The organism is uncultured Limnohabitans sp. (assembly GCF_937889215.1).
In the GTDB taxonomy this organism is placed as follows: domain Bacteria; phylum Pseudomonadota; class Gammaproteobacteria; order Burkholderiales; family Burkholderiaceae_C; genus Limnohabitans_A.
In genome coordinates, this window is sequence record NZ_CALBEX010000201.1 from 1 (window position 1) to 15,176 (window position 15,176).

15 protein-coding genes and 1 tRNA gene are annotated in these 15,176 nt (G+C 59.7%); 5 read left to right on the plus strand and 11 right to left on the minus strand.

The features are described from left to right. From Q0341_RS05130 to uvrC, 7 genes are all read right to left on the minus strand, one after another. The coding region (locus Q0341_RS05130; RefSeq protein WP_299511000.1) for a SurA N-terminal domain-containing protein at positions 1–1,261 on the minus strand (1,261 nt) is incomplete at its 3' end. A 61-nt stretch (positions 1,262–1,322) separates the two neighbouring features. After that, positions 1,323–1,398: transfer RNA gene (locus Q0341_RS05135), tRNA-Val, on the minus strand. Between the two features lie 13 nt (positions 1,399–1,411). After that, positions 1,412–1,684 (minus strand): HU family DNA-binding protein, encoded by a 273-nt coding sequence (locus tag Q0341_RS05140; RefSeq protein ID WP_019428312.1) that lies wholly within the window; start codon positions 1,682–1,684, stop codon positions 1,412–1,414. A 282-nt stretch (positions 1,685–1,966) separates the two neighbouring features. Continuing rightward, a complete protein-coding gene (locus tag Q0341_RS05145; RefSeq protein WP_299511001.1) occupies positions 1,967–3,052 on the minus strand; it encodes a tartrate dehydrogenase in 1,086 nt (361 codons plus the stop codon). Between the two features lie 56 nt (positions 3,053–3,108). Continuing rightward, entirely contained in the window at positions 3,109–4,014 is a 906-nt protein-coding gene (locus Q0341_RS05150; RefSeq protein ID WP_299511002.1) for a DMT family transporter, read from the minus strand. Then, positions 4,011–4,580 carry a CDP-diacylglycerol--glycerol-3-phosphate 3-phosphatidyltransferase gene (gene pgsA, locus Q0341_RS05155; RefSeq protein ID WP_299511012.1) on the minus strand — a complete coding sequence of 190 codons (570 nt, stop codon included), beginning with the start codon at positions 4,578–4,580 and terminating at the stop codon, positions 4,011–4,013. The genes Q0341_RS05150 and pgsA overlap by 4 nt, the downstream gene beginning before the upstream one ends. Before the next feature lie 53 nt (positions 4,581–4,633). Continuing rightward, entirely contained in the window at positions 4,634–6,574 is a 1,941-nt protein-coding gene (gene uvrC / locus Q0341_RS05160) for an excinuclease ABC subunit UvrC (RefSeq protein WP_299511003.1), read from the minus strand. A gap of 47 nt (positions 6,575–6,621) precedes the next feature. Between uvrC and earP the strand changes: the two genes are divergently transcribed. The 5 genes from earP to Q0341_RS05185 all read left to right on the plus strand — a co-directional run bounded on the left by earP (position 6,622) and on the right by Q0341_RS05185 (position 10,343). Next, entirely contained in the window at positions 6,622–7,710 is a 1,089-nt protein-coding gene (gene earP, locus Q0341_RS05165; RefSeq protein ID WP_299511004.1) for an elongation factor P maturation arginine rhamnosyltransferase EarP, read from the plus strand. Between the two features lie 91 nt (positions 7,711–7,801). Further along, entirely contained in the window at positions 7,802–8,284 is a 483-nt protein-coding gene (locus tag Q0341_RS05170) for a YeeE/YedE thiosulfate transporter family protein (protein ID WP_299511006.1), read from the plus strand. Beyond that, positions 8,281–8,715 carry a DUF6691 family protein gene (locus Q0341_RS05175; protein ID WP_299511007.1) on the plus strand — a complete coding sequence of 145 codons (435 nt, stop codon included), beginning with the start codon at positions 8,281–8,283 and terminating at the stop codon, positions 8,713–8,715. The genes Q0341_RS05170 and Q0341_RS05175 overlap by 4 nt, the downstream gene beginning before the upstream one ends. Before the next feature lie 97 nt (positions 8,716–8,812). Next, complete coding sequence (gene efp / locus Q0341_RS05180; RefSeq protein WP_299511008.1) at positions 8,813–9,367, plus strand: elongation factor P; 555 nt, start codon at positions 8,813–8,815, stop codon at positions 9,365–9,367. A gap of 103 nt (positions 9,368–9,470) precedes the next feature. Further along, positions 9,471–10,343 carry a TIGR00730 family Rossman fold protein gene (locus tag Q0341_RS05185; protein ID WP_299511014.1) on the plus strand — a complete coding sequence of 291 codons (873 nt, stop codon included), beginning with the start codon at positions 9,471–9,473 and terminating at the stop codon, positions 10,341–10,343. Here Q0341_RS05185 and Q0341_RS05190 read toward each other — a convergent pair. The 4 genes from Q0341_RS05190 to pncB are packed head-to-tail and all read right to left on the minus strand — an operon-like array spanning position 10,325 to position 15,118. Then, positions 10,325–11,518: an MFS transporter gene (locus tag Q0341_RS05190; RefSeq protein ID WP_299511009.1), complete on the minus strand. Its 1,194-nt coding sequence runs from the start codon at positions 11,516–11,518 to the stop codon at positions 10,325–10,327. The genes Q0341_RS05185 and Q0341_RS05190 overlap by 19 nt on opposite strands. After that, positions 11,515–12,897 carry a DNA recombination protein RmuC gene (rmuC, locus tag Q0341_RS05195; protein ID WP_299511010.1) on the minus strand — a complete coding sequence of 461 codons (1,383 nt, stop codon included), beginning with the start codon at positions 12,895–12,897 and terminating at the stop codon, positions 11,515–11,517. Before rmuC ends, Q0341_RS05190 begins: the two co-directional genes overlap by 4 nt. Beyond that, positions 12,894–13,880, minus strand: coding sequence for a D-glycerate dehydrogenase (locus tag Q0341_RS05200; RefSeq protein ID WP_299511011.1), 987 nt, complete (start codon positions 13,878–13,880; stop codon positions 12,894–12,896). The genes rmuC and Q0341_RS05200 overlap by 4 nt, the downstream gene beginning before the upstream one ends. 53 nt (positions 13,881–13,933) lie before the next feature. Next, positions 13,934–15,118, minus strand: coding sequence for a nicotinate phosphoribosyltransferase (pncB, locus tag Q0341_RS05205; RefSeq protein ID WP_299511016.1), 1,185 nt, complete (start codon positions 15,116–15,118; stop codon positions 13,934–13,936). Positions 15,119–15,176: the final 58 nt, after the last annotated feature.

The window sequence follows — 15,176 nt, forward strand, 5'->3', positions numbered from 1 at the left end:
CGGGCTTGAAGGTGTCAGCCTCTTCGTAGACGCTGTTGCTGAAAGTTTCGGCAAATTCAGCATACTGGCGTTTGGCTTGTTGTTCGCGCAAGTCAGCCTCCAGCTGTGTGCGCATGCTTTCCAAGCTCGGGGTCACGGGGGCTTTGATGTCGGTCAGCTGAATGATGTGGAAACCAAACTCGGAGGTCACCACCTGACTGATTTCACCTTTTTGCAAAGCAAAGGCAGCGTCTTCAAACGCCTTGACCATCGCACCTTTGGCAAAGAAATCCAGGTCGCCCCCGTTGGCAGCAGAACCCGGGTCATCCGAATTTTTGCGCGCCAGCTCGGCAAAGGCCTTGGGGTCTTTGCGCAAATCGGCCAACAAAGCGTCGGCCTTGGCGCGCGCTTGGTTGCGGTCAGCTTCGGTTGCGTCCTGTGCGGCGTTGATCAAGATGTGGCTGGCGCGGCGTTGTTCCTGGCCTGCCAGTCGCTGCAGGTTTTGCTCGTAATAGGTTTGAACATCTTGTTCGGGCAGCTGAATATTTTTGGCCAAAGCGGCCGCATCAAGAACCAGGTATTCAACATCGGCTGACTCTGGTGAACGGAAACGGTCAGACTTCGCCTGGTAAAACTTTTCGAGATCGGCATCCGCGACTTCAACCTTGGCGACAAATGCAGTGGGGTCAAAGCGCTGAATTTGGACTTCGCGACGCTGCAAAAAAGCATCGAGCGCTGTGTCGCTTTGTCGTTGCGATGCCAACGCCGAAGATTGCACGGCGGACAACACCTGCTGATTGGACAAATCGCGGCGGACACGCGCCTCGAACATCTCAGGGGTCATGCTCTGACTTGCAGCCAATTGGCGGTAACGGTCCATGTCGAGTTTGCCATCGGGGCCGCGCAAGCTGGCAATGGACGGGTCTTGCTGCAGGTAATTGGCCAGACGCTGGTCGCTGGTGACCAAGAGTTGTTTTTCTGAAGCGACGCCAATCAAACGGTCGTTGACCATGCGCTCCAGGCTGGCGTAACGGGCCTGCGCTGAGCCGAGCATTTTGGCATCAAGATTCGGCATGGAAGCACGAATGCGGTCGACTTCTTGTTGATGCACAGCATCCCATTCTTGCTGCGTGATTTCAAAGTCCCCGACTTTGGCGACCACGGCACCGCGATCGCTCATGTTGCTGTAACCATCCACGCCAAACAAAACAAACGATGGAATGATCAGCAAAACCAGCAAGCCCATCAGGATCTTGGAATTGTTGCGGATGGAATCAAACATGTGCGAAGTCTCAGGTTGTCAAGAAAAAAGGCGAACCTGGGGTTCGCCTTTGATTGAGAGGTGGTGGGCGCTGACGGTCTCGAACCGCCGACCTACTCCGTGTAAAGGAGCCGCTCTACCAACTGAGCTAAGCGCCCTCTCAAATGTGTTTCAGTTCAAAGCGTCTTTCAGACCCTTGCCTGGACGGAACTTTGGCACATTGGCTTTCTTGATTTTAATCGCAGCGCCGGTGCGTGGGTTGCGGCCGGTGCGGGCAGCACGCTTGCCAACGGCAAAGGTACCAAAACCCACCAAAGAAACCGTGCCACCTTTTTTCAAGGTAGTGCGCACAGCGCCCATCGTGGCTTCCAATGCGCGACCTGCAGCGGCCTTGGACAGGTCAGCGTGCTTGGCAATGTGTTCGATCAATTCTGTTTTGTTCACAAAAAACCTCTGGGTGTTAGTGTCGGGATAACCGACGTGTGGACTGAGATTGGTACCAACAGCATGGGCATGTTGGTGCAATTTATTGAGGCACTGAATGCCTTTGTTGATTAAATACAGACCTTGTGGGTCTGTCAATCGCATCGAAGCAAGCGCCGACTGGAATTTAATTTTAGCCCCGAAAGCCCATGAACTGGGTTGCGGGGCGAGTTTTTTTAACCCAATGCGATCGACTGAAATGGCGAAAGAGCCTAGGAAAAACCCTAGGCTGCTGTATGGATCTCACAGGGCTTCGACAATGGCGCGACCCACATCTGCCGTGGTGGCCTTGCCCCCCAAATCGGGCGTGCGGGGTGCATCGGCACCTGCTGCCAACACCTTTTCAATGGCACCCAAGACGGCATCGTGCGCGTCTTTGTGGCCCAGAAATTCCAGCATCATCGCGCCGCACCAAATCTGTCCAATCGGGTTGGCAATGCCTTGGCCTGCGATGTCGGGGGCCGAGCCGTGCACGGGCTCAAAGAGTGACGGAAATTTGCGGTCCGGATTGAGGTTGGCGCTAGGCGCGATGCCGATGGTGCCTGTACAAGCGGGGCCCAAATCGCTCAGGATGTCGCCAAACAAATTGCTGGCCACCACCACGTCAAAAAAGTCAGGGCGCTGCACAAAGTGGGCAGTGAGGATGTCGATGTGAAATTTGTCCACGTTGACGCCCGAATAGGCTTTGGCCATCTCGGCCACACGCTCGTCCCAGTAGGGCATGGTGATGGCAATGCCATTGGACTTGGTGGCGCTGGTCAGGTGCTTTTTGGGGCGCGACTGCGCCAGCTCAAACGCAAACTTCAAGACACGGTCCACACCAATCCGGGTCATGATGGATTCCTGCATCACGATCTCACGCTCGGTGCCCGGGAACATGCGGCCGCCGACGCTGGAGTACTCTCCCTCGGTGTTTTCACGCACGATGTACATGTCGATCTCACCGGGCTGACGCGCACTGCCGTCGCGTCGCACCACAGGCGCGATGATGCCGGGCATCAAGCGTGCCGGGCGCAGGTTGATGTATTGGTCAAACTCACGGCGAAACAAAAGCAAAGAGCCCCACAGCGAAACGTGGTCGGCGATTTTGTCGGGCCAACCCACGGCACCAAAATACAAAGCGTCGTGGCCACCGATCTGGTCTTTCCAGTTGTCCGGCAGCATCTGGCCGTGCTTTTCGAAGTAATCCCAGCTGGAAAAGTCGAAATGGTCAAATTGCAGGTCGATGCCAAACTTGCGGGCAGCAGCGTCCATGACGCGCAGGCCCTCGGGCATCACTTCTTGGCCAATGCCATCGCCAGGGATCACGGCAATACGGTGTCGGGTCATGGGGCTTCCTTCAAAAAAATTGTGCGAAGAATACACGCCAACAGGGCTTGTGGCTTTCACCGAGGTGACCGCACGACCAAGCTCACGCCCAAAGCGGTCAGGGCCGTGCCCGCCAGCGTCATGGCGGTGATGCTTTCGCCAAACAAGAACCAGGCCATCATGGCCGTGGTGGGCGGCACCAAATACATGAGGCTGGTGACCGAGGCCGCAGCCCCACGCTGGATCAACATGTACAACAGCGAACTGCCGCCCAAGGTCAACCCCAGCACAGACCAGGCCATCGCTCCCACCAATTCGCTGTTCCAGCGCATGGTTTCAGTTTCCATCCAAGCCAGTGGCAGGGTCAGCACCAGGGCCGCCACCAACTGCACCGTGTTGGCCGAGCGCACATCGCAGGGTTTGACAAAGCGCTTTTGGTAGAGCGTGCCCACGGTGATGCTGAGCAAAGCGCCCAAGACAAACTCCATATTGGCAGGCGTGACGTGGTCCAAGGGCGTGCCCAGCGTCAACTTGCGCCAGACCACCATCAGCAAACCCACAAAACCCAGCAGCAAACCCAACCATTGCCGGCGCGAGACGCCGGGCTGGTCGCTGCCGCGCAAACTGTAAGCCAGCCAAATGGCCGTCAAGACGGGCTGAAACCCCACAACCAAGGACGACAAGCCCGAGCCCATTCCGGCCTTGACCGCCAGCCACACGCCGCCCAAATAGCCCGCGTGCATCAACAAACCTGTGACGGACAAATGCAAACATTGTTGGCGGCTTTGGGGCCATGCCACCTTGGCCCACAGGATCCAGGGCAAAAAGCACGCGATCGACAAAGCGTAACGCAGCGACAAAAAAGACAAAGGTGGAGCATGGGGCATGCCAAAACGGGCGACGATGAAGCCGGTGCTCCAAATCAGCACAAACACGACGGGTGTCGCCCGCACCCAGACGTCGGATTCCGCCCCCCCGCTCATTTCACGCGGGCTCGGATTTCAGGCAAGGCCTTTTGCATGTAATAGACCATGGACCACACCGTCAAAACGGCGGCCACAACAATCAGCACATCACCCCAAACGCGGGTGTCGAGCACCCCGAACAGGGTGCCGTTGTAGAGCAAAAAGGGAATCGCCACCATTTGCACCGTGGTCTTGAGCTTGCCCACCATGTGCACCGCCACACTTTTGCTGGCCCCAATCTGGGCCATCCACTCGCGCAGGGACGAGATGGCGATCTCGCGGCCAATGATGATGAGCGCCACCAGAACATTCACCCGGTCCATTTGCACCAGCATCAGCAAGGCCGCGCAGACCAAGAACTTGTCGGCCACCGGGTCCAAAAAGGCTCCGAAAGCCGAAGTCTGGTTCAGTTTGCGGGCCAAAAAGCCGTCCAGCCAATCGGTGAAGGCAAACAGCACAAACATGACCGTGGCGATCAAATTTTGCGTCTCCACCTTCAGGCTGTCGAGGTAGTACACGCCAATGATCAAAGGGATCGCGACGATGCGCGTCCAGGTCATGATGGTGGGGATCGTGAAAAACATGTTGTTGATTGTGGCATGCGCGACCAAGCGTTTCATGACAAGGGTGTCTTGGTTCAGTGCAAGGCGTTGTAAATGGTCTCGGCCAGCTCCCGCGAAATGCCTTCAACGCCCAGCAAGTCCTCCACGCTGGCACTTTCCACCCCCCGCACACCGCCAAAGCGCTGAAGCAATTTGGCCCGTTTGCGCGGCCCGATGCCCGGGATTTCCTCGATCTTGCTGCCGCCCATGCGGACCTTGGCCCGCTGCGCCCGCATGCCTGTGATGGCAAAGCGGTGCGCCTCGTCTCGAATTTGCGCGACCAGCATGAGCGCTGCCGAATCCTTGCCCAAGTAGACCTTCTCGCGGCCATCGGCAAACACCAGCTCTTCCAGGCCCACCTTGCGGCCCTCGCCTTTTTCCACGCCCACAATGCGCGACAAATCCAGGCCCAGCTGCGTGAACACATCGCGCGCCATCGACACCTGACCCTTGCCGCCGTCGATCAGCACGATGTCGGGCAAACGGGCCGTGCCCTCCGCGCTACGCAACGCTTCGGCCAGTTTGCTGTAACGGCGCATCAGCACCTGGTGCATGGCTGCGTAATCGTCGCCCGGCGTGATGCCCTCGATGTTGTAGCGGCGGTATTCGCTGCTTTGCATCTTGTGCTGGCGAAACACCACACAAGACGCCTGCGTGTTCTCGCCCGCCGTGTGCGAGATGTCAAAACACTCCACATGCAAAGCGTCCACATCGTCCGGGGCCAGGTCCAGCGCCTCTGCCAGCGCACGCGTGCGGGCCTGCTGTGAGCCTTCTTCGGCCAGCAAACGGGCCAGCTGGATGTCGGCATTTTTCTCGCTCATCTCCAGCCACACCCGGCGCTGCTCACGCGGGTTGTGCACGGCGGCGATTTTGTAGCCCGCTTGTTGAGACAAGGCCGCCAGCAAGGCTTTGTCCACCGCCACGCTGGTGATCAAGGCCGCTGGCACCGGAATGCCGATGTAATGCTGCGCCAAAAAGGCCTCCAGCACCTGCTGCTCCACCGGGCGCTGCAGTTCTGCATCGTCCTCGACCGACTGCAAGGCATGGGCATCTTCCACATGCGCCGGAAAATACGCCCGGTCGCCCAAATGCCGCCCGCCACGCACCATGGCCAGGTTCACGCAAGCGCGCCCGCCCTGCACCCGCACGGCCAGTATGTCCACATCGGTGTCCGTGCCGGTGTCCACCGACTGCTGGTGCAACACCCGCGACAAAGCCGTCATTTGGTTGCGCACCTCGGCCGCTTGCTCAAAGGCCAAGCGCTCGGCGTGCGCCATCATCCGCGCTTCCATCTCTTGCAACAGCGCTTGCGTTTCGCCACGCAAAAACCGCTCAGCATGCTGCACATCGTCGGCATAAGCCTGCGGGCTGATCAGGTTCACACAGGGCCCAGAGCACCGCTTGATTTGGTACAACAAACACGGCCGGGTGCGATTGGCAAACACCGTATCTTCGCAAGTGCGCAGGCGAAACACTTTTTGCAAGAGCTGAATCGTCTCCTTGACGGCCCAAGCACTGGGAAACGGCCCGAAATACCGGTGCTTTTTCTCAACCGAGCCCCGGTAATACGCCACACGGGGAAAGGTTTGCGGCTCGGGCGCCCCCGAAGCGCTTGGCACGGCCTTCAAAAACAGCGTGCCGTTGCCCGTGAGCTTGAGGTAGGGGTAGGTCTTGTCGTCCCGAAACAGGATGTTGAAGCGCGGGCTGAGCGTCTTGATGAGGTTGTTTTCGAGCAGCAGCGCCTCGGCCTCGGAGCGCACCACCGTGGTCTCCATCCGGGCGATCTTGCTGACCATGTGGCCAATGCGCGTGCCGCCATGGTCCTTCTGGAAATAGCTCGATACCCGCTTTTTGAGCTGCTTGGCCTTGCCCACATACAGCACGCTGCCCTGCGCATCAAAGTAACGGTAAACCCCCGGCAAAGCCGGGAGCGCGGCCACTTGGGCCAGCAAAGATTCGTCGTGTGCCGCTGTCATGGCGCGTATTGTGACGGGCAAACACTTTGCCCCGACAATTCCCCACCATGAACTCGCACCGGCTTTGGGACATTTTTTGCACCGTTATCGACAACCACGGCGACCTGGGCGTGTGCTGGCGGCTCGCCCGCCAGCTGCTGGCCCAAGGCCAATCGGTGCGCCTGTGGGTAGACGACGCCTCGGCCCTCCCTTGGATGGCCCCTGACGCCCATGCCCTGCCTAAACTGCAAGTGCTGCCCTGGGCCGCCGCCAGCCAAAGCGAGGTGCTGAAAAGCTTGAAGCCCGCCGACGTGTGGATTGAAGCCTTTGGCTGCACCCTGCCAGAAGCCTTTGTGGCCCACGCTGTCGCCACGCACCCACAACAACCGGCCTGGATCAACCTCGAATACCTGAGCGCCGAAGACTGGGTGCCCCGCATGCACGGCCTGCCTTCGCCCGTGATGAGCGGCCCGGCCAAAGGCTGGACCAAACGCTTTTTCTATCCCGGCTTCACGGCAGACACGGGCGGTCTGCTGCGCGAAACCGATTTGCAGGAACGGCAACAAAGCTTTGACCGCACTGCCTGGCGTCAGCAACACGCCCCAGACTTGGCCCCGGGCGGCCTGCTGATCAGCCTGTTTTGCTACGAACCCGCCGCCCTGCCCCAACTGCTGACGCAGCTGGTGGGCACACCCCACCACCTGTTGGTCACCCCAGGCCGCCCGCTGGCGGCGGTGCAGCAAGCGCTGGCGGGCATGACCAAGCCACCACACTGGAGCGCCCTGCCCTACACCGACCAAAACGGCTTTGACGAGATGCTCTGGGCCTGCGACTTGAATTTTGTGCGCGGCGAAGACTCGCTGGTGCGCGCCCTGTGGGCAGGCCAGCCCTTCATCTGGCACATCTACCCACAAGACGACAACGCGCACCATGCCAAGCTGGAAGCGTTTTTGGAGTGGATGCAGGCGCCGCAGAGCCTTCGGCGGGCGCATCGGGTTTGGAACGGGATGGAAGCGGGTGAATGGCCTGCGCTCAATTCAGGCGCGCTGGCAGACTGGTCAGCCTGCGCACAAGCGGCAAGGCTGTCGCTGTTGACGCAGCGCGACTTGGTGCACCAATTGATGCTGCCCATGGCCTGCACCGCTAGAACAGACTGAGCGGGTTCTTTTCCAGCTAATGGCTCACGCCGGATATGGTTCTATCGGGCCTCACCAATCGACCCGAAATCCTCCTTGATAATCTCGATCCATGACTCTGATTGACACCCTCTTCCCCCTCGGCTGGCAGCACTACCTGCTGGGCGGCCTGACCATTGGCGCTGGCGTGGCGCTGCTGTATTTGTTCAACGGCTGGGTCGGCGGCATGAGTTCCGTCTTTTCCAGCAGTTGGTCGTTCGTGTCCAAACGGGTGTTTTTCCAGCAAACCCGCTTTGTGGACACCCGCCACTGGCGGCTGGTCTACGCCTTGGGCGTGGTGCTGGGAGCCTTCGTTTGGCGCTTCACATTGACGGATGGCCAAACGCAGCAAACCAGCGTGCCGGCATGGCAACTGCTGGTGGGCGGCTTTTTGGTGGGCTACGGCGCGCGTTTGGGCAATGGCTGCACATCCGGCCACGGCATTTGTGGCCTGGGCTCTTTGCAACTGCCTTCGCTGGGCGCGGTGCTGACCTTCATGGCCACCGCCTTCATGACCGCCAACCTGATGGCAATGTTCACGAAAGGCCTGGCATGAACCCGCTGAACCCTCACACCCTGACCCCGCCCAAGGCACTGGTCACCCTGGTCGCCGGGGCCTTGTTTGGCTTTGGCTTGTCACTGGCCACCATGGTTCAGCCCGATGTGGTTTTGAGCTTTTTGCGCTTTCAGGACTGGGGCCTGATGCTGGTCATGGGCGGCGCAGCCGGTCTGGCGCTGCTGGCTTACAAAGGCTTTCCGCGCGCCTTGCGTCGCCCTTTGCTGGGCGGTCAATTCCTGACCCAGCCGGCCAACTGGAACCGCGAGACCGTGATCGGCTCGGCCATTTTTGGCGTGGGCTGGGGTTTGAGCGGGGTGTGCCCCGGCCCAGCCATTGCGGCCTTGGGCACGGGCAACACCGACATCATGTGGGCCCTGGGCGGCATTGTGCTGGGCGGTCTGGCCCACGGCTTGACGGCGCTTGACTGATGCGCTGCCGCCTGGCTCAGCCGCAATCCCCTCACCCACAGGTTAGAATAACGGGCTTTGCTTCAAGCCACCCTCTTTCATTTCAGACTCAATTCCTATGAAAACCGCTCAAGAAATCCGCGTCGGCAACGTCATCATGCACGGCAAAGACCCCATGGTCGTCCTGCGCACAGAATACCAACGTGGCGGCCGCGGCTCGTCCACTGTGCGCATGAAGCTCAAAAGCTTGATCGCCAACTTCGGCACCGAAAACGTGTTCCGTGCTGACGACAAGATGGACCAAGTCATCTTGGACAAAAAAGAGTGCACCTACTCTTACTTCGCTGACCCCATGTACGTTTGCATGGACACCGATTTCAACCAGTACGAAGTCGAAGCCACCAACATGGGCGACGCTTTGAACTACCTGGAAGACGGCATGGAACTCGAAGTGGTGTTCTACAACGAAAAAGCCATCTCGGTCGAACTGCCCACCAGCGTGGTGCGCGAGATCACCTGGACCGAGCCCGCCGTCAAAGGCGACACCTCAGGCAAAGTGCTCAAGCCCGCCAAGATCGCCACCGGCTTGGAAGTGCCAGTGCCCTTGTTTGTGGCCCAAGGCGACAAGATCGAAATCGACACACGCACAGGCGAATACCGCAAGCGCGTCTGATCTTTGGATCACCCCCCTGATGAAAGCCCCGCAAGGGGCTTTTTTCATGGGCCAATGCATGCCCGCTTCGTTCACGCTTTACTGGGCATGCACAATCGCTGTCATGGAAAGCACTCAAAATCTCAAAGATCCCTCCCTGCCTCATGCGTGGGCTGACCTGCAGGCCGAGGCCAAAACCAGCGACTGGCTGAAACCCGAAGCGCACCGCCTGGCCTTTGCCGACCCTGAATTTTTGCTGCGCCGCGAAACCCGAGGCATCCGCTTTCAGCTGGAAATGCTCAAACCCGATCTGGCGCAAGCCGAAGCGGGCATTGAGCACACCGTGGTGGTGTTTGGCAGCGCCCGCTTTGTGGACCGCGAAACCGCCCAAGCCCAGCTGCAGGCCGCGCAGCTCAGCGGGCAGGCATCCGACATTGCCAAGGCCCAAGCCCATGTGCGCAACGCCGAGCATTACGAAAACGCCCGGCTCTTTGCGCAGAAGGTGGCGCAGACCTGCTCTTGCCTGCCTGCAGATGAAAAGCTTTACATCTGCACGGGCGGCGGCCCCGGCATCATGGAAGCGGCCAACCGAGGGGCCCAAGAAGCCGGCGCGCCCTCAGTTGCGCTGAACATTGCCCTGCCCCACGAGCAACACCCCAACCCCTACGTCACGCCAGATCTGAGCTTCAAGTTCCATTACTTCGCGCTGCGCAAGATGCACTTCATGATCCGGGCCAAGGCTTTGGTGGCTTTTCCAGGCGGTTTTGGCACGCTGGACGAGTTGTTCGAGGTGATGACCTTGGTGCAAACACGCAAAGCCCGTCCGGTACCGATCTTGCTGTTTGGGACCGATTTCTGGAAACGCCTGATCGACATGGACGTGCTGGTGCGAGAAGGCACGATTTCAGAAACAGACCTGAAGCTGTTCCACTACGTCGACACCCCCGAGGCGGCTTGGCAAGCGATCTGCGATTTTTATCAACTCAAGGTGTCATGAGCTTGCGACGCCTGGCGGGGTCGCAAATGCCAAGCACCACGGGCCCCTGAACCCACCGCCATACCCACCACCCAGAACAAAGGGGCCACACCCACGATGGCCCCGACGGTGCCAAACAGCATGGGCATGAGCACACTGGACGCATTGATGCTCATCAGGCGCAGGCCCAGTGCCTCGCCTTGTCGGTGCTGCGGGGTGATTTGGTGCAAGGTGCTCATGATCATAGGCTGCACCGTGCCCAAGACCAAGCCCAGAAACACCGAACACACGCCCATGGTCAAAGCGCTCGGCATGAGTGGGTAAATGGCGAACAGCATCGCTGTGCAAACCATGGCGCCGGTGATGATTTGGTGCTCTTTGACATGGCGCGAAATGAACGGCAAACACACGCGGATAAAGGCCGCAGCCAAGGCAAATGAACCCAAGATGGACCCCACCACCGAAGCGCTGTAACCGCGCTCGTGTCCGAGCACCGGCACCACAAAGGTGTGCACATCCCAGCAAGACGAAAGCAACCAATTCACGCCCAACAAGCGCCGCATCAGGGGCTCGGCCAGAAGGTCCCAAACGCGCCGGGGTTGGGCGTTTGGAAGCTCTGGCGAAAGCGCCAACTCGGGCACCTTGCGTATCCAAAACCAAGTCACCAGTGGAAAAACCGCCATCAGCAAAAATGCCCAGCGGAACCCCGAAATGTGTGCGGCCTCAGGCCCAGAAAAGTCGATCAACAGACCCGCCAGCACCGGGCCAACAAAGTTCGAGACAGCTGGACCCAAAGACAACCAACTGAAAGCCACTTTGAGCTCGCCCGGGTCTTTGGCCATGCGGCCCACATGCCGCTGCAAGGCAATGACCGCCATGCCCGTGGCCCCGCCGGCGGCCAGTGCGCTGACACACATCACCGGAAAAACAGGCCACACCGCCGACAACACCACGCCTGATGCTGCCAACACCACACTGATGCGCATGAGCTTTTGCAAGCCACGGCGGTCACTGTAACGGCCTGCAGGCAAGGCCAAAAACATGGGGGCCAGCGCAAACAAGGCCAACAGGGCACCGACTGCCACTGCGCTGAAACCTTGCTGAAGAGCCAACAGGGGAATGGCCATTCGCATACCCGCCATGCAAGCATGCAAGAACATCTGGCCTGCAATCAGGCGGGCCAGATCTGGGCTCACTCCACGCCTTCTGGCAAGCCGTCTGCAGTGCCCGGCAGCAGCGCTTGGGCCTGCGACTCGGGCAGCGCGTCCACCTGCCGCAAAGCGCGGCTCATGACGTTGCTGCGGGTCTGGGCTTGGTCCAGCGTGTTGAGGACTGCTTGCGTCTGGTTGCGGACCTTGGACAGCACATCGCCAAACTTGCCAAACTCGGTCTTGACCGCGCCCAACACTTGCCAGACTTCGCTGGAGCGCTTTTCCAAGGCCAACGTGCGAAAGCCCATTTGCAGGGCGTTGAGCATGGCCATCAAATTGGTCGGCCCCGCCAGCGTCACGCGGTGATCGCGCTGCAAGGTTTCCATCAGGCCGGGGCGACGCAAAACCTCGGCATACAGGCCTTCGGTGGGCAAGAACATCACCGCAAAGTCGGTGGTGTGCGGTGGCTCCAGGTACTTTTCTGCAATCGACTTGGCTTCCAGCTTGATGCGGTTTTCAAGGGCTTTGGCGCACAGCTCGGCTTGAAGCGGGTCGGCCCGGCCTTGGGCTTCCAGCAGGCGCTCGTAGTCTTCATTGGGGAACTTCGCGTCGATGGGCAACCACACGGGCTGGCCGCTGTCCGAGCGACCCGGCAAACGGATGGCAAAGTCCACCCGGTTTTTGTCACCGGGTTTGGTGGCCACTTGCACCGCGTATTGCTCTGGGGTGAGCACTTGTTCGAGCAATGAAGCCAGTTGCGCCTCGCCAAACATGCCGCGTGTCTTGACGTTGGTGAGCAAGTGCTTGAGGTCGCCCACGCCTTGCGCCAGGGTGTGCATTTCGCCCAGGCCTTTGTGCACCTGCTCCAGGCGGTCGGCCACTTGCTTGAAGCTTTCGCCCAAGCGGGCTTGGAGGGTGGCTTGCAACTTTTCGTCCACGGTCTGGCGCATTTCGTCCAGCTTGGCCGCGTTGCTTTGCTGCAGCTGGGCCAGCTGCGTTTCCATGGTGCCGCGCATTTCGGTCAGGCGGCGGGCGTTGGCCTCCGACAGCGCATTGACCTGCTGGGCCAGGCTGTCGGTCAGGCTTTTTTGCAGCAAAGCCAGTTGCTGGGCCAACGCGTCGATTTGCTGGTTTTGGGTGCGGGTGGCTTCGGCGCTTTGCTGCAACAAGGATTGTTGAAACAAACTCAGGTTTTGCATGGCCTCTTGCCGAGCCTGCACGCCAGACTGGCTGATCTCTGTGCGCAGCTCGCGCTCGAGCCGTTCGGACTGCGATTGCAGCGCTTCAAATTGTTGCCGCTGCCATGCGGTTTGTTCGGCGACCCGGTCGCCCTGCACCTCTGGGGCGACCTTGGGGCGCAGCACCAACAAAACCAACAGCAGCAAGTTCAGCCCACCCAGGGCCAACAGCACCCAGTCGTTCATTCGGCGGCGCTGGGCAAGCGGTTCAAAGGCGTCAGCGCCTGACCTTGGGTCAGGTAGGCCACCAGATTGTCCGCGGCCAGTTGGGCCATGGCCAAGCGCGTCTTGACCGTGCTGCTGGCAATGTGGGGCGTCAGCACGACATTGGGCACCTTGAGCAAATCGGGGTGCACTGCGGGTTCGCCCTCGAACACGTCCAAGCCCGCAGCGGCGATTTGGCCTGCAGCCAAAGCCTTGGCCAAGGCCGCGTCGTCGACGATGCCGCCGCGGGCAATGTTGACCAGCGTGGCAGTGGGCTTCATCTGGGCCAGTTCGGCCGCGCCAATCGTGTGGTGCGACTCGGCGCTGTAGGGCACGACCAGCATGACATGGTCGGCGGTCTGCAGCAATTCTTGTTTGCCCACATAAGTGGCCTTGCACTGCGCTTCCAGCTCAGCGCTCAGTCGTGAGCGGTTGTGATAAATCACATTCATGCCAAAACCATGCGCGGCGCGGCGGGCAATGCCTTGGCCGATACGGCCCATGCCGATGATGCCGATGGTCGAGCCGTGCACTTCGGCACCGGCAAACATGTCGTAGCTCCACTTTTTCCAAAGGTCAGCACGCAAGTAATGCTCGCTTTCAGTGATGCGGCGTGCCGTGGCCATGAGCAAAGCAAAGCCAAAGTCGGCGGTGGTCTCGGTCAGCACATCGGGCGTGTTGCTGGCCAAGACACCTGCAGCGGTCATGGCGGGCACATCAAAGTTGTTGTAACCCACGGCCATGTTGGCCACGATTTTCAGCTGAGGGTTGGCCTGCAGCAGCGCCGCGTCAATGCGCTCGCTGCCGGTGGTCAGCGCCCCCACTTTGCCTTGCATGCGGCGCGTCAACTCTTGCGCAGACCAGACCTCGTCGGCTTGGTTGCTCTCGACTTCAAACTTCTGCGCCAAAGACTGCAGGACTTCGGGGAAGATGGCACGGGCCACCAAAATAGACGGTTTGGACATGGTTTTCAAATCGCTGGAAAGGTGTCAATCAAAAAGGTTGGAGGCGCTGAAGCTCAGCCGCCGGGCGTGATCTCGAACACTTGGCGCAAGTAGGCCAAATACTTCTCGTCGTCACACATGCCCTTGCCGGGCGTGTCAGACAATTTGGCCACAGGCTGCACATTGCAGCGTGTCATCTTGATGACGATTTGCAGTGGCTCATAGCCCAGGTCATTGGTCAGGTTGGTCCCCACCCCAAACGCCAACTGGCAGCGGCCTCGGAATTGTTCGAACAGCTCGATGGTGCGAGGAATGGTCAGGCTGTCGCTGAAAATCAGGGTCTTGGTTTTGGGGTCGACCCGGTTCTGCTGGTAGTGCTCGATCATGCGCTCGCCCCAGCTGAACGGGTCACCACTGTCGTGGCGCGCACCGTCAAACAGCTTGCAAAAGTACAGGTCGAAGTCACGCAAGAAAGCGTTGAAGCCATACACATCGCTCAGGGCAATACCCAAGTCGCCCCGGTACTCCTTGGCCCATGACTCGAAAGCAAAAACCTGACTGTCACGCAAGCGCGGCCCCAAGGCTTGGCACGCTTGCAGATACTCGTGGGCCATGGTGCCCAGCGGTGTCAGGCCCAGCAAATAGGCGTAGTAGACGTTGCTGGTGCCCGCAAAAAGGCCTTCTGGCCCCGTGCCCAGTCGCGCTGACAAGACGCGCAGCACCTCTTCGTGCCAGGCCCGCGAAAAGCGGCGGCGTGTGCCGTAGTCGGCGATCTTCAGGGTTTCAAGGCCTGGGGCCTGCAACTGGGCAATCTTGGTATCCAGGCGGCGGCGGCCCTCCATCAGGTCGGGGACCTTTTGGGTGTTGCGAAAGTACACCTCATTGACGATGGCGAGCACCGGAATCTCGAAAAGAATCGTGTGCAGCCACGGCCCACGAATGGTGATATCGATCTCGCCCGAAGCCAACGCCGTCACTTCGATGTGCTTTTCGTGGAGTTTGAACAGGTCCAAAAAGTCGACAAAGTCGCTCTTGATGAAGCGCATGGACCGCAGGTACTGCAGCTCGCCCTCTGTGAAAGTCAAGCCGCACAGGGAGCGGATTTCTTCGCGGATTTCCTTGACCCACGGGGCCAGCGGCACACCCGGGTTGCGGCACTTGAATTTGTATTCGACCTGCGCGCCCGGAAACTGGTGCAGCACGACCTGCATCATGGTGAATTTATAAAGATCGGTGTCGAGCAGGCTGGTGATGATCATGGTGTGTTGTCTCTGGCGGCTGGGGCCGCTCGCGGTGTGGGGGCAGTGTAAGGGATCG